At 69.0% G+C, this 19,717-nt stretch carries 15 protein-coding genes and 3 pseudogenes; 7 read left to right on the top strand and 11 right to left on the bottom strand.

Features of this window, described 5'->3' with window-relative positions; genetic code table 11:
* Positions 1–110 precede the first annotated feature (110 nt).
* Positions 111–1,292 (bottom strand): NO-inducible flavohemoprotein, encoded by a 1,182-nt coding sequence (hmpA, locus tag CVV76_RS14680; protein ID WP_102225408.1) that lies wholly within the window; start codon positions 1,290–1,292, stop codon positions 111–113.
* 131 nt (positions 1,293–1,423) lie between these two features.
* On the opposite strand from hmpA, the gene CVV76_RS14675 reads away from it, so the two are divergent.
* Both CVV76_RS14675 and CVV76_RS25440 read left to right on the top strand, forming a co-directional pair.
* Entirely contained in the window at positions 1,424–1,849 is a 426-nt protein-coding gene (locus tag CVV76_RS14675; RefSeq protein WP_102225407.1) for an RrF2 family transcriptional regulator, read from the top strand.
* Between the two features lie 95 nt (positions 1,850–1,944).
* Positions 1,945–2,190, top strand: a pseudogene (locus CVV76_RS25440) (HPP family protein); the annotation flags it as partial.
* Between the two features lie 15 nt (positions 2,191–2,205).
* Here CVV76_RS25440 and CVV76_RS25435 read toward each other — a convergent pair.
* Together CVV76_RS25435 and CVV76_RS14665 are read right to left on the bottom strand one after the other, a co-directional pair.
* Positions 2,206–2,325, bottom strand: a pseudogene (locus CVV76_RS25435) (c-type cytochrome); the annotation flags it as partial.
* Positions 2,326–2,477: 152 nt separating this feature from the next.
* Positions 2,478–3,461 (bottom strand): GMC oxidoreductase, encoded by a 984-nt coding sequence (locus CVV76_RS14665; protein WP_332888545.1) that lies wholly within the window; start codon positions 3,459–3,461, stop codon positions 2,478–2,480.
* A 282-nt stretch (positions 3,462–3,743) separates the two neighbouring features.
* On the opposite strand from CVV76_RS14665, the gene CVV76_RS14660 reads away from it, so the two are divergent.
* From CVV76_RS14660 to CVV76_RS14640, 5 genes and pseudogenes are all read left to right on the top strand, one after another.
* Positions 3,744–6,191, top strand: coding sequence for a GcvT family protein (locus tag CVV76_RS14660; protein ID WP_102225404.1), 2,448 nt, complete (start codon positions 3,744–3,746; stop codon positions 6,189–6,191).
* Between the two features lie 8 nt (positions 6,192–6,199).
* Positions 6,200–6,361: pseudogene (locus CVV76_RS25430) on the top strand (NAD(P)-binding protein); the annotation flags it as partial.
* Positions 6,362–6,368: 7 nt separating this feature from the next.
* The gene (locus CVV76_RS25425) at positions 6,369–6,812 is read left to right on the top strand and encodes a PfkB family carbohydrate kinase (RefSeq protein WP_102225403.1); all 444 of its coding nucleotides are present in this window, start codon (positions 6,369–6,371) and stop codon (positions 6,810–6,812) included.
* A gap of 537 nt (positions 6,813–7,349) precedes the next feature.
* Complete coding sequence (locus tag CVV76_RS14645) at positions 7,350–8,030, top strand: SDR family NAD(P)-dependent oxidoreductase (RefSeq protein ID WP_233192960.1); 681 nt, start codon at positions 7,350–7,352, stop codon at positions 8,028–8,030.
* 26 nt (positions 8,031–8,056) lie between these two features.
* Complete coding sequence (locus tag CVV76_RS14640) at positions 8,057–10,069, top strand: dipeptide ABC transporter ATP-binding protein (RefSeq protein WP_158243163.1); 2,013 nt, start codon at positions 8,057–8,059, stop codon at positions 10,067–10,069.
* Positions 10,070–10,136: 67 nt separating this feature from the next.
* Here the strand turns inward: CVV76_RS14640 and CVV76_RS14635 are convergent, their stop codons facing one another.
* From CVV76_RS14635 to CVV76_RS14600, 8 genes are read right to left on the bottom strand one after another with little or no spacing between them, the layout of a single operon-like run.
* The gene (locus tag CVV76_RS14635; RefSeq protein ID WP_102225400.1) at positions 10,137–10,943 is read right to left on the bottom strand and encodes a sulfurtransferase; all 807 of its coding nucleotides are present in this window, start codon (positions 10,941–10,943) and stop codon (positions 10,137–10,139) included.
* 3 nt (positions 10,944–10,946) lie between these two features.
* Positions 10,947–11,930 (bottom strand): ornithine cyclodeaminase family protein, encoded by a 984-nt coding sequence (locus CVV76_RS14630; protein WP_102225399.1) that lies wholly within the window; start codon positions 11,928–11,930, stop codon positions 10,947–10,949.
* A gap of 9 nt (positions 11,931–11,939) precedes the next feature.
* Positions 11,940–13,577 (bottom strand): hydantoinase B/oxoprolinase family protein, encoded by a 1,638-nt coding sequence (locus tag CVV76_RS14625; RefSeq protein ID WP_158243162.1) that lies wholly within the window; start codon positions 13,575–13,577, stop codon positions 11,940–11,942.
* Entirely contained in the window at positions 13,577–15,607 is a 2,031-nt protein-coding gene (locus tag CVV76_RS14620) for a hydantoinase/oxoprolinase family protein (protein ID WP_102225397.1), read from the bottom strand. Before CVV76_RS14620 ends, CVV76_RS14625 begins: the two co-directional genes overlap by 1 nt.
* Before the next feature lie 3 nt (positions 15,608–15,610).
* Complete coding sequence (locus tag CVV76_RS14615) at positions 15,611–16,606, bottom strand: 1-aminocyclopropane-1-carboxylate deaminase/D-cysteine desulfhydrase (protein WP_102225396.1); 996 nt, start codon at positions 16,604–16,606, stop codon at positions 15,611–15,613.
* Between the two features lie 21 nt (positions 16,607–16,627).
* Positions 16,628–17,971, bottom strand: coding sequence for a M20 family metallopeptidase (locus CVV76_RS14610; RefSeq protein ID WP_102225395.1), 1,344 nt, complete (start codon positions 17,969–17,971; stop codon positions 16,628–16,630).
* The gene (locus CVV76_RS14605; protein ID WP_102225394.1) at positions 17,968–18,882 is read right to left on the bottom strand and encodes an ABC transporter permease; all 915 of its coding nucleotides are present in this window, start codon (positions 18,880–18,882) and stop codon (positions 17,968–17,970) included. Before CVV76_RS14605 ends, CVV76_RS14610 begins: the two co-directional genes overlap by 4 nt.
* Positions 18,883–18,885: 3 nt before the next feature.
* Positions 18,886–19,701, bottom strand: a complete 816-nt coding sequence (locus CVV76_RS14600) for an ABC transporter permease (protein ID WP_199178615.1) — start codon at positions 19,699–19,701, stop codon at positions 18,886–18,888.
* Positions 19,702–19,717 lie beyond the last annotated feature (16 nt).

Here is a 19,717-nt window from a genome sequence, read left to right as displayed (position 1 = left end):
ACGCCAAGATCGCTGAACTCATGTCGTTTCCCGGTCTTCGGCCCATCGCACGCTCTCTGCAGGCGGAATTCCCGACATTCGGGAACTCCGCCGTGTCCGCGGCGCTCGGGTCAGCCGATGCTTGCGGAGGCCGGGCCGAAGAACTCGTGATGAATGCGCGCCTCGGGCACATTCGCGGCCTTCAACCCCGCCACCATCTCCTGCATGAAGCCGACCGGCCCGCAGACGAAGTAATCGGCATGCGACGGGTCGCTGATCTCGACCAGCCAGGTCGGGTCGATGCGCCCGGCACGGACGCCATCACACAGGTCGCTTTCCGAGGGCTCCTCATAGAAGACGTGGCTTTCGCTCGCCCGGGCCGCCGGTGTCTCGCGCATCGCGTGATGCGCGCCGTTGCGGGTGGCATGGACGTAGACGATACGAAGATCACCGCCACCGTAGCTTTCCAGCATCGAGATCATCGGCGTAAGACCGACCCCGCCCGACAGCAGCACGACCTCCCGCTTGTCGGTGGGATCGAGAAAGAATTCGCCCGCCGGCGCGGCGACGTCGACCTCGGCGCCCACCTCGACCTCGTCGTGCAGCCAGGTCGAGATCCGCCCGCCCGGCTCACGTTTCACGGTGATGCGGTAGCTCTCGCCGTCTGGCGCCGAGGAGATCGAGTAGTTGCGGCGGTATTCCTCACCTTCCGCCGGGGTGAAGCGGAAGCTCAGATACTGGCCGGGACGATGCCGCAGGACCGGCCCGCCGTCGACCGGGCGGAGGGTGAAGGAAACGATCTCGGGCGTCTCCGGCACCTTGGCCGCGATCCGAAAGCGCCGCCACCCGCGCCAGCCGCCGTCGCGGGCCTCGGAGCCTGCATAGATCTCTTCCTCGCGCGCGATCAGCGTGTCGGCCAGAAACCAGTAGGCCTCGCCCCAGGCCGCAAGGATCTCGGGCGTTGCGGCCTTGCCCAGCACTTCGGCAACCGCGCCGAGAAGCGCGCTGGCGACGTGCGGATAGTGCTCGGGCAGGATCTGCAGGCCCGCATGTTTCTGGGCGATCCGTTCCAGCGCGCCGGCCAGGACGCCAGGATTGCGGATGTGCGTGGCATAGGCCACCAGCGCCCCGGCAAGCGCCTTGTGCTGGGGCGAGTTGCCGTGCTGGTGCGACATGTTGAAGAGCGCGCGGATCTCCGGATCGGCCAGCAACCTGCCGTACATGCAGGGCACGATCCGGTCGACATGTGCTGCCACCACCGGCGCGGTCGCCTCGATGATGGCAAGGGTTTCTTCGGTAAGCGGCTTGGGCATGGGTGCCTCCTGAGTTAAAGATGCCGGCGTTGCGTACCTATACTTGCCGCCGATAAGATGCTAACGATTCGTATGTTAATTGCCTGCGACATCGCGTCCTGCCCTCGGGGCGGCGGCAGAAGGGAACTGGAATGCGGTTGAACGACACGACGGACGTGGCCCTGCGGGTCATGATCTATGCTGCGTCCGTGGGGGATCGACGCTTCACGATCGACCAGGTGGTCGAAGCCTACGGCGTGCCCCGCAGCACGGTGATGAAGGTGGTGAACGCGCTGACGCAGGGCGCCTTCCTGACCGCGCAACGTGGCCGGTCAGGGGGGCTCAATCTCTCGCGTGCGCCCGAGGACATCGGCGTGGGCGCGATCGTCCGCCGCATGGAGACGGATTTCGGCCTGGTCGAATGCATGCGGGCGGGGAATGCCTGCACGATTACCAAATGCTGCCGCCTGATCTCGCCGCTTGCCGAGGCGCGCAAGGCATTCCTCGACGTGCTCGACACCTATTCGGTCGCGGATATGGCGCTGGCGCCAATGGATTTCGGGCTTTCGCCCTCATGACAGCCGGTTGCCGCGTCGCGCCGCGCGGGCCCAGGGACATCATCGGAGGTCCGGGATCATGAGCTGCCTTCGTTCTCTCGGGCCCGCGGTCGCGCATGCCCCGGCAAACCCGGAGCGGTTCAATCCGGGCCGGGGTCGGCGCCCTTGTCGGGCTGGGCCTCACTGGCCTGTTCGTGCTGTCCCCGGCGGTTGACCCGACTCTCGGGCTTTACCTTGTCGCGCCCTTCGGGGCGACCTCGGTGCTGCTTTTCGCGGTGACGAACAGCCCGCTGGCGCAACCCTGGTCGGCGGTGGTCGGCAATGTCCTCGCCGCGCTGGTAGGCGTCGCGGTCAGCCTGCTGATCGCGGATCTGGCTGTTGCCGGCAAAGGCCGGAACGCCCTCGGCGATGCCCTCGCCCTTGGTCCCATGACAGGCCGAGCAGCTGACCTCGAAGGTCTGCTTGCCTGCCTTGAGGCCCGCGCCATCAGCGGACATGGCCGAGACCTGCGTGACCTGCGCCGCCGGAGGCGACTTCAGGTAGGTCGCGACGGATTTCAGATCCTTAGGCCCAGACACCGGCGACCAGGACACCGAGGACGACGAGCGCGCCGACGCCGGTGCCGGTCTTCTTCCAGTTTGCCATCGGGTCAGCCTTTCACCAGTGCGCCGGGGTTCGACATGTAGGTCTTGTGAATCGCCTCGGCGGCACGGATGGCCAGGGCGCCCACGGTCACGGTCGGGTTGTAGCCGCCGTTGTTGGGGAAGGCCGAGGCGCCAACCACGAAGAGGTTGTGGCAATCCCAGCTTTGCAGGTAGGTGTTCAGCGCCGAGCGGGTCGGGTCGTCGCCGATCACCGCACCGCCGATGGTGTGAGAGCTATCCTGCTTGTAGGGGTTCCAGCTCGTGTCGGTCTGACGCTCGAGGTTGATGTCCTTGCCGCCCGCGTTGACCATGATCTCCTTGGCCTTGTCGGTGACGTAGTTGGTCATCTTGCGGCCGTTCTCGGCCCAGTCGAAGGTGACGCGCAGGAGCGGCTGGCCGTGGCGGTCCTTGTAATTGGGGTCGAGCGACAGGTAGTTGCCGCGCGTCGGCATCGAGGTGCCCTGGCAGAAGATGTTGCCCGCGGTCGAATAATCGCGCGCATACGCCTTCTTCCACTCGGAACCCCAGCGTTTCGCCCCGCCGCGCAGGCTGTTCATGTGCGCGATCGGGCGGCCGTCAGTCGAATAGCCCATGATCCCCGCGCCGCCGATGAAATCGAGGCCGGAGTGGTCGAAGTTGTCACCGTTGAAGTCGTCGATCTGCACACCCAGAGCACCGGCCCCGATGAACGGGTTCATGTGGCTGTCGTCGAAGAAGCCGGTCATCGACGAACAGGTCTGGTAGTTGTAGTTCCGCCCGATCGTGCCTTCGCCCGTCGACGGATCGTAGGGCGTCCCGACCTGGGACAGCAGCATCAGGCGCACGTTGTCCATCTGGTAGGCGGTGAAGATCACCACGTCGGCCGGTTGGAACACCTCTTCGCCGTCGCCGGTGATGCAGCGCACGCCGGTCAGGGTCTTGCCGTCCTTGGCCTTCACGCCGTGCAGCACCTCGGTCTCGGTCAGCAGGGTGAAGTTCTTGCGGCGCATCAGCACCGGCAGGATGCAGGCCTGCGACGAGGATTTGGAGAAGTTGCCGCAGCCGTGGAAGTCGCAGAAGCCGCAATAGGTAGCCGCCCCCCCCCTCGACAGCCTCTTCTGGCCACCGGGGAACCGCGTCGAGGAACTCTGTCTCGCCCGTGGTTTGCCCGGGCGTTTCCTGCCGGGCGATGAGAACCGCGGCTTTCGTGACGCAAACTGACGTTTTCCCTGCGCACGGCGGTGGCAGGGTGCCGGGGCAGCCCGCGGCCCCGCGGCGATGGAGAGCACGAGATGCCAGAGATCCCCAACCATGCCCGCGTCGTCATCATCGGTGGCGGCGTCATCGGCTGTTCGGTCGCCTACCACCTTGCCAGCCTCGGCTGGAACGACATCGTCCTGCTGGAACGCAAGCGCCTGACCTCGGGCACGACATGGCACGCGGCGGGCTTGATCGGGCAGCTTCGGTCCTCGGCCAACATGACCCGCCTCGCGCGCTACTCGGCCGAGCTTTACACGCGGATCGAGGGCGAGACCGGGGTCGCCACCGGGTTCCGGCAATGCGGTTCGATCTCGGCCGCGCTGACGGCCGAGCGGCTGGAGGAGCTTTATCGCCAGGCCGCGATGGCGCGGGCCTTCGGTGTGCCGGTGGAGGAGTTGTCGCCCGCCGAGGTGGGCGCGCGCTATCCGCACCTGAACCTCGCGGGGGTGACCGGCGGGGTGTGGCTGCCGACCGACGGGCAGGCCGACCCTGCCAACATCGCGCTGGCCCTGGCCAAGGGCGCGCGGCAGAAGGGCGCGACCATCGTCGAGGGCGCGAAGGTCACCGCGATCGCCCGGGACGGGCGGCGTGTGACCGGGGTGGACTGGACCGGCGAAGACGGCAGCCGGGGCCATGTCGCCTGCGACGCGATCGTCAATTGTGCGGGCATGTGGGGCCACGAGGTCGGCCGCATGGCGGGGGTGAACGTGCCGCTGCATGCCTGCGAGCACTTCTACGTCGTGACCGAGGCCATCGCGGGTCTGGCACGGCTGCCTGTTCTGCGCGTGCCCGACGAATGCGCCTATTACAAGGAGGACGCGGGCAAGATCCTGCTCGGCGCGTTCGAGCCGCGGGCCAAGCCCTGGGGAAGGACGGGCATCCCCGAGAGTTTCGAATTCGACCAGCTGCCCGAGGATTTTGCCCATTTCGAACCGATTCTGGAGGCCGCCTGCGCCCGCATGCCGATGCTGGCCGAGACGGGGATCCACACCTTCTTCAATGGCCCCGAAAGCTTTACCCCTGATGATGCCTATCACCTGGGCCTCGCGCCCGAGGCTGACAACATCTGGGTCGCCGCCGGGTTCAACTCCATCGGTATCCAGTCGGCTGGCGGTGCGGGGATGGCGCTGGCACAGTGGATGGAGGATGGCGAAAAACCCTTTGACCTCGGCGATGTCGACATCGCGCGGATGCAGCCGTTCCAGGGCAACCGGCACTACCTGTTCGAACGCTCGAAAGAGACGCTGGGCCTGCTCTATGCCGACCATTTCCCGTTCCGCCAGAAGGCCACGGCGCGCGGGGTGCGCCGCTCGCCGCTCCACGCCCATCTGGCCGAACGCGGCGCGGTCTTCGGCGAGGTGGCGGGCTGGGAACGGGCGAACTGGTTTGCGGCCCCCGGGCAGGAGGGCGCCTATCGCTACAGCTGGAAGCGACAGAACTGGTTCGAGAATTCGGCGGCCGAACACCGGGCGGTGCGCGAAGGGGTGGGCATGTACGACATGTCCTCCTTCGGCAAGCTGCGGGTCGAGGGGCCGGGGGCGGAGGCGTTTCTCAACCACATCTGCGGCAACGAGATGGCCGTGCCGGTGGGCCGCATCGTCTACACCCAGTTCCTGAACCCGCGTGGCGGGATCGAAGCGGACGTAACCGTGACCCGGCTGTCGGAAACCGCCTATCTGGTGGTGACGCCCGCCGCCACGCGGCTGGCCGACGAGACCTGGATGCGCCGCCACAGCGGCGGCTACAGCGTGGTCATCATCGACGTCACCGCGGGCGAGGCGGTGCTGGCGGTGATGGGGCCGGAGAGCCGCGCGTTGCTCTCGCGCGTCTCGCCCGCGGATTTCGGCAATGCGGTGAACCCCTTCGGCACCGCGCAGGAAATCGAGATCGGCATGGCGCTGGCCCGGGCCCACCGCGTCAGCTACGTCGGCGAGCTGGGGTGGGAGATCTACGTCTCCTCCGACATGGCGGGCCATGTGTTCGAGGTGCTGTGGGAGGCGGGGCAGGGCGTGGGCCTTTCCCTGTGCGGCATGCACATGATGGACAGCTGCCGGATCGAGAAGGCCTTCCGCCACTTCGGCCACGACATCACCTGCGAGGACCACGTGATCGACGCCGGGCTGGGTTTTGCGGTGCGCACGGCAAAGCCCGATTTCATCGGCCGCGCGGCGGTACTCGCCCGCAAGGAAACCGGACCCGCGCGGCGCCTCGTGCAGTTCCGCCTGACCGATCCCGAGCCGCTTCTGTTCCACCACGAGCCAATCCTGCGCGATGGCGAGATCGTGGGCTATCTCAGCTCGGGCGCCTATGGCCACACGCTGGGGGGCGCGATCGGCATGGGCTATGTCCCGTGCGCGGGCGAAAGCGCGGCCGAGGTGCTGGCCTCGCGCTACGAGATCGACGTGATGGGCACACGGATACTGGCCGAGGCCTCGCTCAAGCCGATGTACGACCCCGCCGCCGCCCGGGTGAAAGTATAGGGGCCGATATGGACCAGGCAGGGAACTACGACTACATCGTCGTCGGCGCGGGATCGGCGGGTTGCGTGCTGGCGGACCGGCTTTCCGAAGATCCCGATTGCCGGGTCCTCCTGCTTGAGGCCGGCGGACACGACCGCAACCTCTTCATCCAGATGCCGGCAGGGGTTTACCTACGACATGGCCACCGTCCGCGATCCGGAGCGGATCGCGCGTGTCGCCCCCTTCTGCTTCCTGATGTCCTTCTCCGGCGGCGAGCTGGACCAGGCAGAGGCGCTGGGCCTTGCGCGCTCCGTCCGGGCGCACGGGGCCGAGAACGTCCTCGTGACCCGGGGTGGCGAAGGGGAGCTGATGCTGAACGGCGAAGGTCTTTGCCAGGTGCCCGCCCAGCCGACCGATCTGCACGACAGCCTCGGTGCGGGCGATACCTTCATCGCGCGGGTGCTCGTGGGGCTGCTCAAGGGGGAATCGACCGAGGTTCTGTTGCGCGCCGCGGCAATTGAAGCGGCGATGACCTGCACGCGCCCGGGCGCATTCGGCCATGCCGCTCCGATGCAGATCGACCAGTCGCGGGCGATGTCGCTTGAAGAGATCTACCGCGTTTCTCAGCCGGCGCAGGCCTGACCGCCCCGGCCACTTCAGATCAGATCGGAACCGAAATCCGTCGGCTCTGCCGGGCGGTGGGTGCCAATGGCGGCACGCCTGAAATCCTCATGCAACATCGCCGGAATGCCAGGGGCATCCACGCCAGCAAGAGGCGAGGCGTCGGGCCTGTTGACCTGTCTGCGATCCGCGGATCGTCATGCGGGCCAGCGGTTTTTGCCGGCGCCGCGTTCCGGAACTCTGCACGAGCAGGATTCAGGCCGTGAATCCGCAAGGTCAGGAGGCGCGGCATCAGCAGAGCTGCCCCCGTGCGTCACCCCAGGGTGAACTGGAAACCCTGCGACGAAGCCCCGAAGTGGCGCGGGACATGGACGATCCGGGGCCGATCCGGGGCGCCAAAGGCGTGGCGCGGTGCGCCCAAGGCGGGACGCCCGGCACCGCCCCGGCGCATTGGTAGGCATGACGCAGTATTTCGTCTCGATCCGTCGGGCGCTACCGTGATAGAGATTGAGATATATCATATATCATGGTAGGCCACGATCAAGCCGGGAGAACGGGTTGCAGCCAGTCGTCATGATCAGCGGAGCGTCGCGCGGCATCGGTGCCGCGATCGCGCATGAGCTGCATTCCGCGGGCTGGGCGCTCAGCCTCGGCGCGCGCTCGCCAATCACCCAGCCTGCGGGACCGGCTGTTCTGACCCGGCATTACGACGCCCTGGAACCGGGGTCGGAGGTCGCTTGGGCGCAGGCGACCCTCGCGCGGTTCGGCCGGATCGACGCGGTGGTTCACAATGCGGGGATCCACAGCCGCAAGACCCTGCTGGAAGCCGACGACGCCGAATTCGACGCGCTCTTCGGGGTGAACGTCAAGGCGCCGCTTCGCCTTACCCGGGCGATCTGGCCGGAACTGGCCGCTCGGCGGGGCAAGATCGTCACGATCGCCTCGCTGTCGGGCAAGCGCGCGAAGTCGCCGGGGTCGAGCTTTTACGCCCTGTCGAAATTCGCGGCCGTTGGTCTTGCCCATGGCCTCAGACAATGCGGCAAGGAAAGCGGTGTGCGCTCCACCGCGATCTGCCCCGGTTTCGTCGCGACCGAGATGGCGGCCGGAGCCTCGATCCCGCCGGAGGATCTGACCCAGCCCTCCGATGTTGCCCGGATCGTCCGTCTCGTCCTGGAATTGCCGGCAACGGCCAGCATCTCGGAAATCCCCGTCAACTGGACTGTAGAGGACTGCTATTGACCGCCGCTCGCCCCCTGAATTCGCCCGTGCCGTCATCCGCGACGGAGGAATTGCTGCGCGTCGACGCCCTTTCGGTCGGCTTTGCCGGCCGCGAGGGGCCGGTGCCGATCCTGCGCGAAGTGGGCCTGTCCGTCGGGCGGGGCGAGATCGTCTGCCTGGTCGGCGAAAGCGGGTCGGGCAAGTCGATGACGGCTCTTTCCATCGCGGGTCTGCTGCCGCCCGGGGCGCAGCGAACGGCCGGGCGCATCACGCTGGGTGGAACCGCGCTTGCGGGGCAGGGGCCCGACGCGTTCGATACGGCGCGCGGCAAGCGCATCGGCGTGATCTTTCAGGAGCCGATGACCGCGCTCAACCCCGTGCTCAAGGTGTCGGAGCAGATCTCGGAAAGCCTTGTGCGGCATTCCGGCATGGGCTGGGCCGAGGCGCGGCGCGAGACGATCCGCCTGCTGGGCGAGGTGGGCATCGCCGATGCGCCGCGCCGGGCTGACCAGTTCGTGCACCAGCTTTCGGGCGGCATGCGGCAACGGGTGATGATCGCCACCGCGATCGCGGCGAACCCCGAGTTCCTGATCGCGGACGAACCGACGACGGCGCTGGATTCGACGGTGCAGGCGCAGGTGCTCGACCTGATCCGGGGGCTGCGCGACAGCCGCGGCATGGGGGTTCTCTTCATCACCCATGACCTTGGCGTCGTGGCCGAGATCGCCGATCGGGTCTGCGTGATGTACGCCGGCCGGGTGGTCGAGGAAGGGCCGGTGCGCGAGGTGCTGCAGAACCCGCGCATGCCCTATACCCGCGGTCTGCTTGCCGCGCTCCCGCGCGAGGATGGGCGGGTCGCGCGATTGCAGGCGATCCCCGGCAACGTGCCGGCGCCGCGCGACATGCCGCCGGGCTGCAGCTTCGCCCCGCGCTGTGCCGCCGCGACCGAGGTCTGCGCCGCGGCCCTTCCCGCGCTGGAAGAGGTGGCGCCCGGTCATTCGGTGCGCTGCCTGCGCTGGCAGGCGCTGCCCGATCAGGCCGCGCGCCCCGATCTGGTGCCGGACCCCGAGCATGCGGAGCGCCCGGCGATCCTGAAGGTGCGCGACTTGGTGAAGCATTACCCGGTGCGCACCGCCTTCGGCGCCCGCCACGGCCAGAAGGTGCGGGCGGTCGACGGGGTCAGTTTCGATCTCGCACGCGGCGAGGTGCTGGCGCTGGTCGGCGAAAGCGGATCGGGCAAGACCACCCTCGGGCGCTGCCTGATGCAGCTGGTGCCCCCCACTTCGGGCAGCGTGACCTTCGAGGGGACGGAGCTGATCGGCCTGCCGGAGAAGCGCCTTTTCGACCTGCGCCGCAGGTTGCAGATCGTGTTCCAGGATCCGTTCGCCAGTCTCGATCCGAAGATGACGATCGGCCAGATCCTGGCGGAGCCGCTGCGCCTGCACGCGATCGTGCCGAAGGACCAGGTTGCCGAGCGCGTGGCGCGGCTGCTCGATACCGTGGGGTTGCCCGCGACGGCGGCGGCGCGGCGGCCTGCGGATTTCTCGGGTGGTCAGCGTCAGCGGATCGCCATCGCCCGCGCGCTTGCGCTGGAGCCCGAGGTGATCGTCGCGGATGAGGCGGTCTCGGCCCTCGACGTGTCGATCCGGGCGCAGGTGGTCGGCCTGCTGCAGGATCTGCGGGCGGATCTGGGCCTGTCGATGGTCTTCATCACCCATGACCTCGCGTTGGTGCGCCAGATCGCCGACCGGGTGCTGATCCTCTACCTAGGCCAGGTGATGGAAGAGGGCCCCGCGGCCGAGGTGTTCCGCCAGCCGCGCCACCCCTATACCCGGGCGCTTCTGTCCGCGATCCCGGTGCCCGATCCCGACCGCCGGCGGGAACGCATTGTGCTGGGCGGCGATATCCCCTCGCCGATCAATCCACCCTCGGGCTGCGTGTTTCGCACGCGATGCCCGCGGGCGACGGCGGAATGTGCGCGGGATGTGCCCGCGATGCGGGGCTTCGGGCCGGGCCATGCGGCGGCCTGTCTGCACCCGCTGGGCGACGGCGACGCCTGAGCCCGCGCGGGCCCCCGTCGCGGGGGCCGGCAGGTTCAGGCGTGGGTCTTGCCGGGTATCGGCCCTCTCAGGCCCCGACCTCGTAAGGCAGCTCGGGGTCCGAGGCCCACTCGTGCCAGGATCCAACGTGGATCGCGAGGTCGGTGAACCCCGCCAGCCGCAGCCCGTAAAGCGCCGTCGCGGCCCGTGCGCCACGGTGGCAGTAAAGCGCGACGCGGCGCGCGGGGTCGAGGCCGGCATCGCGGGCGCGAGCTAAGATCTCCGGCCCGGGCAGGTAGCGGCCGCCCGACAACATGTCCTCGTAGAACATGAACAGGGCGCCGGGTACGTGCCCGCCATGGTCGCAGCAGTCGTGGACATAGCTGCCCTCGAACTCCCCCCGCCGGCGCACGTCGAAGATCTGCAGCCCGGTCTCGGCGGCGTGAAGGACATCCGCGGTCGTGACCGTCAGGGCGGGGGCCCAGCCTTCGGGGCAGGGCGCCTGCCGCTCCGCGCTGACCGCGACCTCGATCCCCGCGCCGGGGGCGGTGGTGCGGCCTGCGGCGCGCCAAGCGGCAAGGCCGCCATCGAGGATCCGCCCGCCGCGCAGCCCGATCAGCTCGTGAAACCACAGCCCGCGGGGTGACCGCATCCCGGTTTCCTCTTCGTAGAAGACCACCTCGCGCGTGCCGTCGAGGCCCGCGGCTTGCCAGGCCCCGGCGACCGCACCGGCCATGTCGCGCAGCCCGGCCTCATCGGTGCGTGCGATGAAGTAGTCGTAGACATTGACCGAGATCGCGCCGGGGATGGCATCGCGCTGCCAGTCGGCGACGGGCCTCGTGTCGACGAGGATGGCGTCGGGCGCGATGGTGTCGGGGGTGGCGAGAAAGGTCATGGGTCACTCCTGTCCGGCAGCGAGGGGAAGGGCCTGCCCCAGCCCGAGCGCGCGCGCGTCCCGGACCAGTCGTGCGGCAAGCGCGATGTCGAAGATGTTCAGCCCGAAGCTCGAGAAAAAAACCGACCGCGCGGGGTCCGGCCGCCAGGTCGCGCAGGCGGGATCGCTCAGGTCGGCGGCGATCCTGTCGGCGGAGAACCGCCCGGCGCGGTAAAGCCGGAACAGGCTTTTCGCGCTGCGATCCGCGAAATCGCCCCAGGCATCGACGCAGACATCGTCAGTGGCCTCGATCGCATCGAAGGACACCTCGTTGAACCCGATCTGGGCGATCAGCCGGCCCGGGCGCACCGCGCGCGCATCAAGGATCGGTTCCGGTGCCGAGGTGCAGCTCAGGATCGCATCGACATCGGCAACCGCGTCGTCGAGGGCTTCCGAAACCGCTGTGCCGGGGTGGCGCCCGGCCATTGCGTGGGCCCGCTCCGTTGTCCTGTTCCAGACGGTGACCTGCGCCTCGGGGAACAGCGCGGCCAGCATGTCGAGGTGGCCGCGCGCCTGCGCCCCCGCGCCAAGCAGCGCGATCCGGCGTGGTGCCAACGGGGCGAAGCGGCTGAGCGCGAGGCCCGTCACCGCTGCGGTGCGCATGCAGGTAAGGAAACCGCTTTCCAGGATCGCCTCGGGCTGGCCGTCCTCCAGCCGGTTCAGAAGCGTCAGGCTGCTGTTCGCGGGCAACGACGGATCGGCCGCGGCGCGGTGCATCGTCCACTTCAGGCCGGCGACGCCATACTCTCCCTCCAGCCGCGCGGGCAGGCCATAGGCCTTTTCGCGCGGGTCCGGTCCGGTGGGCAGCACGTTCTCTGGCACCATCTCGGCGGCGCCGGCGGCATGCAGGCGCAGCGCCTCCTCGATATCGGCGCGGGCGCGCAGGTGATCCGCCGCCCCCGCCGCGCGCAGGTCGGTCTCGTTCAGCCAGAGCATGCTGCGCGTCATGGTCGCCTCCTACGCGGTCTTGCCGGGCGTCAGGCCGAGGCGGGCGTCGCGGCTGGCCGCGGCTTCGGTCCGTTCGGCAACGGGGCCCCAGCCACCCCCGCCGGCGGTGCACAGCTCGACGATGGTGCCTGCGGGCACGTCGACCGTGCTCTTGCCGCCGATGGCTTCATCGGTGTCGCCGTGGCGCAGGCGAATGCTGGCCATCGACCCCGGCGCGCCGGCGCCACTGCCCCAGGGCCGGTGCCGCGTCCGGTCGAGGTGGACGGTCACCGTCGCGGGCTGGTCGAGCCGCACCACCCGGGTGATGCCGTGTCCGCCGCGGTATTGCCCCGCGCCGCCGGTGCCGGGCAGGAGCCCGTAACGCAGCACGGTCATCGGATAGTTCCGCTCCATCGCCTCGACCGGCGAGTTCGCGGTGTTGGTCATGTGGCAATGCACCCCGTCGGCGCCGTCCGCACCGGACAGGCCGCCCTGACCGCCGGCATAGGTCTCGACATAGGAAAAGGCCTGGCCGTGGCCATCGTCGCGCCCCCCGATGATCAGCGCGTTCATCGACCCGGTCGAGGCTGCCATCGCCGCCTCGGGCACCAGCTGGTTGAACGCCCCCATCAGCGCGTCGGTGATCCGCATGCTGGTGATCGAGGTACAGAGCGCCACCGCCGCGGGCACCGCGGCATCGACAAGACTGCCGGGTTCGGTGATCAGGTCGACCGCGCCGAAGAGGCCCGCGTTCGAGGCAAGCCCGGGGTCCAGCATCGCCTTTACGGTATAGAGCAGGCAACTCATGGTCAGCGGACGCACCGCGTTGATCGGGCCGCGCACCTGTGCCGAGGTGCCGGTGAAATCGGCGATCAGCCGGCCGCCCGTGACCGACAGGGCGACGCGGATCTCCAGATCCTGCGGCGTGCCATCGGGGGCGTTCCATTCCAGCGTGTCGATGAATGTGGCGGCGCGGCCCTCCAGCGTCGACAGCCTGCGCTCCAGCCGCCGGCGGGTGGCATCGGCCAGGAAGGCCGCGGCGCCGCCCAATTTTTCACGGCCCAGACGGTCGGACAGCTCGATCAGGCGCGCCGCGCCGGTGGTGTTCGCCGCCACCTGTGCCAGCAGGTCGCCCACCACCATCTCGGGGGTGCGGCTGTTGATGCGGAAAAGTTCGACCACCGACGGGTCGATCTCGCCGTTGGTGAGGATGACGAGGGGCGGGATCCGCAGCCCTTCCGTATAGACCTCGGCCACGTTGAGCGAGAGCGAGCCGGGCGCACTGCCGCCCACGTCAAGCTGGTGGGCCATGTTCGCGACATAGCCCAGCCGGGTCCCACCGTGATCCACCGGCGCCAGCACCACCACGTCGGGCAGGTGCGACCCGGTCAGCCAGGGGTCATTGGTCACCAGCATCTGCCCCGCCGGGACCGGGTGGCCAAGCCGCGCTTCGACCCGTTCGATCACCCCGGCAAGGAGGCCGAGATGCACCGGAATATGTTCGGCCTGCGCGGCAAGCTGCCCTCGGGTGGTGAACACCCCGCAGGAGAAATCGCGCCGGTCGCGGATGTTGATCGAATGCGCGGTGTTGATCAGGGCTGCGCCCATCTCCTCGGCCACGGCCTGCAGGCCGTGCCGGGCCACCTCGGCGAGAACGGGATCCGACATCATGTCTCCAGCTCAATGATCAGGTTGCCGACGGAATCGATGCGCGCCTCTTGATACCCAAGGAGAAGCGTCGAATCCTGCTGTTCTAGAAGTGCCGGCCCGGTGATGCGGCTGCCCGGCGCCAGCCGGACGCGGTCAACGACCGGAACGGTCAGGCGCTGGCCGTCCAGCCGGACCGAGGCCTCGCCCACCACCGGATTGCCGGCCACGGTTTTCGGGCGCGGCAGCACGGCAGAGGGCGCGGGGCCCTCGCCCGTGACATGCAGCGCGGCCAGTTCCACCGTCTGGTCGCGTCGGGCGTAGCCGTAGGTCTGCTGGTGCAGGGCGTGGAAGGCCTCGACCGCGGCATCGGGGGCCGCGGCATCGAACGTCACGCGCAGCGACCGGCCCTGACCGGCATAGCGCAGGTCGGCGGTACAGAGCGTCGTGACCTCCGTGGCCGTGATCAGTTCCTCCGCGGCCTGCCGGGCGATCCCTGCGGTCAGGGGCGCAAGCAGGGCGTCGGTCTCGGCCCGGCTCAGGTCGCCGATCGGGCGTTCCACCGTCACGCTTTCGTCGTGCCGCCAGGGCGATAGCAGCAGGCCGATGGCGCAGAGCAGGCCGGGTGAGGGCGGGATGATCACCGTCTTCATCCCCAGCGCCTGGGCAAGGTCGATCGCATGGAACGGCCCGGCGCCCCCGAAGGCGAAGAGCGCGAAGTCGCGCGGGTCGAAGCCGCGTTCCACCGTGACCCGGCGAATGCCGCGCATCATGGCCGCGTTCACCACCTCGATCACCCCTTCGGCGGCGCGGTCGGTATCCAGGCCCAGCGGGTCGGCCACATGGGTGCGGATCGCGGTCTCGGCGGCCTCGCGCGAGATCTTCAACCCGCCACCCAGCGGCCGGCCGTCGCGCAGCTTGCCCAGCACGACGTTTGCATCGGTCACGGTGGGGCGGGTGCCGCCCTTGCCGTAGGAGGCGGGCCCCGGCGTTGCGCCCGCGCTTTCCGGGCCGACGCGCAGCACGCCCTCGGCGTCGACCCCGGCAATCGAGCCGCCGCCCGCGCCAAGCGTGATGATGTCGAACATCGGCACGCGGACCGGCAGGCCCTCGATCTCGCCCTCGTGGCGGGTCACGACCTTGCCGTCGCGGATCAGCCCGATGTCGAAGCTGGTGCCGCCCATGTCGACGGTGACGACGTTGGCGTATTGTGCCGCCGCCGCGAAGGCGCGCGCACCCGAAAGGCCCGCGGCGGGGCCGGACAGGCAAGTGTGCACGCTTTTCGCGGCCCCCGCGACGGCCGCGCTCATCAGCCCGCCGTTCGATTGCATGATCGCCGGCGGCTCGGCAAAGCCCGCCTCGGCCAGGCCCTCGCTGAGGCGTTCCAGATAGCTGCGCAGCGGCGGCATGACATAGGCGTTGATCAGTGTGGTCGAGGCGCGCTCGAATTCGCCCGGCTGCGGCAGGACATCGACCGAGAGCGAGATATCCACCCCCGGCAGCAACCGCGCGAGGATCTCGCCCGCCTGCCGCTCATGAACCGGGTTGGCGTAGGAATGCAGCAGCACGACCGCGACGGATTGCACTGCTTCCGCCTTCAGCGCCCTGGCGATCTCTTCCAGCGCGTCCTCGTCCAGCGGGCGCACCACCCGGCCCTCGGCGTCGATCCGCTCGGGCAGTTCGAAGCTGAGGTCGCGGGGCGCCAGCGGCGCCGCGCGTCTGGCATGGGCATCGTACAGGTCCGGACGGGTCTGCCGCGCGATCTGCATCAGATCGCGGAAGCCCTCGGTGACGATGAAGGCCGTCTTCGCCCCCTTGCGCTCGATCAGCGCGTTCGTCGCCACCGTCGTGCCATGCGCGAAGGAGCCGACCTGACCGCTGTCGAGCGCCGCCTCGTCAAGCGCGAGGCGCGTGGCCTCCAGAACGGCGGTCGCCTGATGCCCCACGGTCGTGGGGATCTTCACGAAGACCGAGTCGCCGCTGGCAGCCTCCACCACGCAAAGGTCGGTGAAGGTGCCGCCGACATCGCATCCGATCCGGTACGAGGGCACGGGTCAGGCTCCGGCCAGCACGTCGGCGAAGGGGAAGAGCGCCGGGGACCCGCCGCAATGCAGGAACAGCACGTCCGAGCCCTTCTCGATCTCGCCGGTCTCGACAAGGTCGATCAGCCCGCCCATCGCCTTGCCGGTATAGACCGGATCGAGCAGCAGGCCCTCGGCCCGTGCGGCGCGGTGGATGGCGGCGTTGCCCGCCTCGCTCGGGACGCCATAGGCGGGGCCGACATGGCCGGTCTCGACGCGGATCTCCTCGGGCGCCCATTCGCGGTCCACCGCGATCAGCTTGGCCGCCGCGTTGGACATCGGCGCGATACGCTCGGGGAAGGGCACGGCGCTGCCCGAAACGGCGACGCCGATGATCTTGGTGTCGGGCCAGTAGTGGCTGACGCCGATGGTGAGGCCTGCGAGCGTGCCGCCCGACCCCACCGGCAGCACGATGTAATCCGGCGCCTTGCGGCCGGCTTCGTCATATTGCTGGGCCAGCTCGCGCGCGGCGGCGACGTAGCCAAGCGCACCCAGCGGCGTGGCGCCGCCGACGGGGATGATATAGGCCTTTTCGCCCCGCGCCTCGGCGGCATCGGCATGGGCCTGCATCCGCGGGCCGATCAGGTCGAAATACGCGTCGGGATCGAGGAATTCCAGCTCCGCCCCGAACAGCCGGTCGAGCAGCAGGTTGCCCTGGTACTGCGTGGGCGGGTTGCCGCGCAGCACGAGGACCGGGTGCATGCCGAACTTGCGCGCCGCGGCCGCGACCATGCGGGCATGGTTCGACTGGTGGCCGCCGGTGGTGATCAGCACTTTCACACCCTGCGCCACCGCGTCGGCCATCAGGAATTCCAGCTTGCGCACCTTGTTGCCGCCGCCGCCGAAGCCGGTGAAGTCGTCGCGCTTGATCGACAGCGAGACGCCGAGCTCCCCGCCCAGCTTGGGCAGTGCCTCGACCGGCGTGGGGGCGAAACCGAGGGAGACGCGGGGGATGTCATCAAGCTTCATCTTGGGTCCTTTCAGGGGAAGTCATGCGCCCATCGCGATCAGCCAGCGGCCGAGGGAGGCGAGGAAGCGTTCGCAGGTGTCGAGGTCGAGAAATTCGTCGGGGCCATGCGCATTCCCGCCGCGGCCGAGACCGGCGATCAGGAAGCTTTCGGCATGGGGGGCAAAGGCATAGGCGGGCGCGGCGCCGATCGCCCAGGGCCAGATCTGCGGCGCCGCGGGGGCGATCTCGTAGGCGTGGCGCAGCTCGGCCACGCCGGGGGCGGTGGGCGGGAAGCGGTGGCCGGGGTAGGCATCGTCGACGGCGATGGTCACGCCCTCCAGGCCCTCGGCCTTCAGGTCCATCGCGTAGTCGTCCAGCAGCGCGCGCGGGTCCAGCCCGGGCGGCGTGCGCAGGGCAAATCGCGCGCGGGCCGCGGTGGGGATGACGCCCTCGGCATCCGGCGGATCCGTCGACAGGCTGGAAAGCGTGGCCGTCGCCGTGGTCAGCACGTGGCGCAGCAGCGTCTCGGCGTCGCCTTCAAGCGTGAACCTGCGGGTGTTTCGAAAGCGCAGCTCGGCCGCGGGGTCGAAGCCCCGCGCCAGATCCGAGAGGATGGTCGCGGCATCGGACGGAAAGGCGATCGTGCCGATCTCGCCGGTGGGGTTCTGGCCGAAGCGCGAGAGGGCCGCGACCAGCCGGCTTGCGGGGTTGGCGATCCAGGGGGCGTTGCTGGAATGGATCGGGTTTGCCGGCCCGCCCCAGTCGCCGTGCCGTGCCACGACATGCCCCCGCGCGATGCCGGAAAAACCAAGATACATCCGCACCGGCCCGCCGCCATATTCGCAGAACGACGGGAACAGCGCGGCAGCCGCGGGGCGCAGCGGGCAGTCGGGCCGGGCGAGGTAGGCGCGCAGCCCACCGCTTCCCGTCTCTTCCTGCCCGTCGAGGAGGATCTCGACGTTGCAGCGCAGCTGGCCCGCGTCGCGCAGCGCCTTCAGGACGACCAGCATCCCGGCCATCGGGCCCTTGTTGTTCTCGGCCCCCCGCGCCACCAGCGCGCGGGCGATCCCGGGCAGCGCAGCCTCGCCCCCCGTGAAGGGCGGGCGGGTCCAGCCCGCATCCGTGGCCGGCATCACGTCGTACATGTTGTAGAGGACCACGGTCCGCGCCGCGCCAAGGTCGAGCCTTGCGTGGATCACCGGCGGCGCGCCCGCCTCGCCTTCCATCGTGACGATGGTCGCGCCCAGCTCCGTCACCAGCCAGTGGCGCAGCGCCTCGGCCTGGCGGGCAAGTGCCTCCGGGTTTCCGGCATGCGAGGGGATCGCGCACCAGTCGAGCGTGAGCCGGCGCATCCCCTCGACCAGCGCGGCGTAATCGGGGCTCACAGCCGGATCCTCGGGTTCAGCCAGACGTAGGCGATGTCGACGAGGAAGTTCACCACGACGAAGAGCAGCGCCGAGAACAGCACCGTCGCCTGCACCACGGTGAAGTCACGCGTCTGGATCGCCTCGACCGCCAGCCGCCCGACGCCGGGCCAGGCAAAGATGATCTCGGTGATCAGCGCGCCGCCCATGAGCGATGCGAAGTACATCCCCTGCACCGTGACCACGGGGATCAGCGCGTTGCGCAGCGCGTGGCGCACGGTGATGCGCCATTCGCTCAGCCCCTTGGCGCGGGCCGTGCGGACGTAATCCTGCCCCAGCGCCTCGATCAGGCTTGCGCGGACAAGGCGCGTGATCGCGGCGAAGTAATAGGCGCCCAAGGACAGCGAGGGCATCACCAGCTGGGCCGCCGTGCCCATCCCGCTTGACGGCAGCCAGTGGTGGCGCAGCGAGAAGACGATGATCATCAGGAGGCCCAGCCAGAACACCGGCACGGCCTGGCCCAGCAGCGATACCACCCGGATGGTGAGATCCAGCGCCGAGTTCTGGCGCAGCGCCGCGATGATGCCGAAGACAAAGCCGAACAGCGAACTCCACGCCAGCGCGGTCAGCGCCAGCAGTGCAGTCGCGGGGATGCGTTGCAGAAGCAGCGACAGGGCGGGCTGCTGGTAGCGCAGCGAGTCACCGAAATGACCGGTCAGCGCATGGCCCAGAAAGCGCAGGTACTGGATCCAGATCGGCTGGTCGAAGCCCATGGCGTGGCGGAACGAGGCGATCTCGGCCGTGGTCGCGTCGGGCGGCATCATCACCGCCGCCGGGTCGCCGGTGAGGAACAGCGAGAAGAAGACGATGGCGGAGACCCCGAAGAGGACAAGAAGGCCCTGGCCCGCGCGGATGAGAAGATAGCGCAGCACGGGTCAAAGCTCCCGCAGGTCGTTGCGCCGCACCAGCCAGTCGCCCAGCAGGTTGCAGGCGATCACCAGCGCGGCGATCATCAGCCCGGGGTACAGCACCAGCCAGTTGGCGATGAGCATGAAGCTGCGGCCTTCGCCGATCAGCCCGCCGAGGGTGGGCGTGGGCGGTTGCACGCCAAGCCCCAGAAAGCCCACCGAGGCCTCGAGGATGATCAGGCGGGGCAGGTCGAGCGTCAGCAGCACGGTCTGCGGCACCAGGATGTTCGGCAGCACGTGGCGGAACAGGATGAACAGCTTGCGCTGCCCGATGGCGCGGGCGGATTCGATGTATTCCAGCTCGCGCACTTCCAGCGTGCGGGCGCGGGCCACCCGGGCGTAGATCGCCCAGCCGGTGATGCCCAGCACCACGATCAGGTTCATCAGCGACGGCCCGATCACCGCCACGATCAGCAGGATCAGCAGGATGAAGGGAATGGCCAGCTGCATGTCGACGAGGCGCATGATCAGCGCATCGACCCAGCCGCCGAAATAGCCCGCGATCATGCCCAGCACGGTGCCCAGCACCGCCGAGATCACCGAGGCCACGAAGACGATACCGAGCGAGATCGCCGTGCCCAGCCCCAGCCGGGCCAGCAGGTCACGCCCGAGCTGATCGGTGCCCAGCGGATGCAGATGCCCTCCGGCGAAGCTCATCGGCGGCTTGAAGGTGGCGGAGAAGACCCCGCGCACCGGATCGAGCGGCCAGAACAGCGGCACCAAGATGCAGGTGCCGAAGGCCACCACGAGGAGGATGCAGGCGACGATGAGGTCCGCCTGCATCAGGATGTTTCCGCGG

Source organism: Acidimangrovimonas sediminis (genome assembly GCF_002871005.1).
Classification (GTDB): domain Bacteria; phylum Pseudomonadota; class Alphaproteobacteria; order Rhodobacterales; family Rhodobacteraceae; genus Acidimangrovimonas; species Acidimangrovimonas sediminis.
Note: the sequence above shows the minus strand (reverse complement) of the source record. Positions and strands in the feature narration are given on the sequence as shown.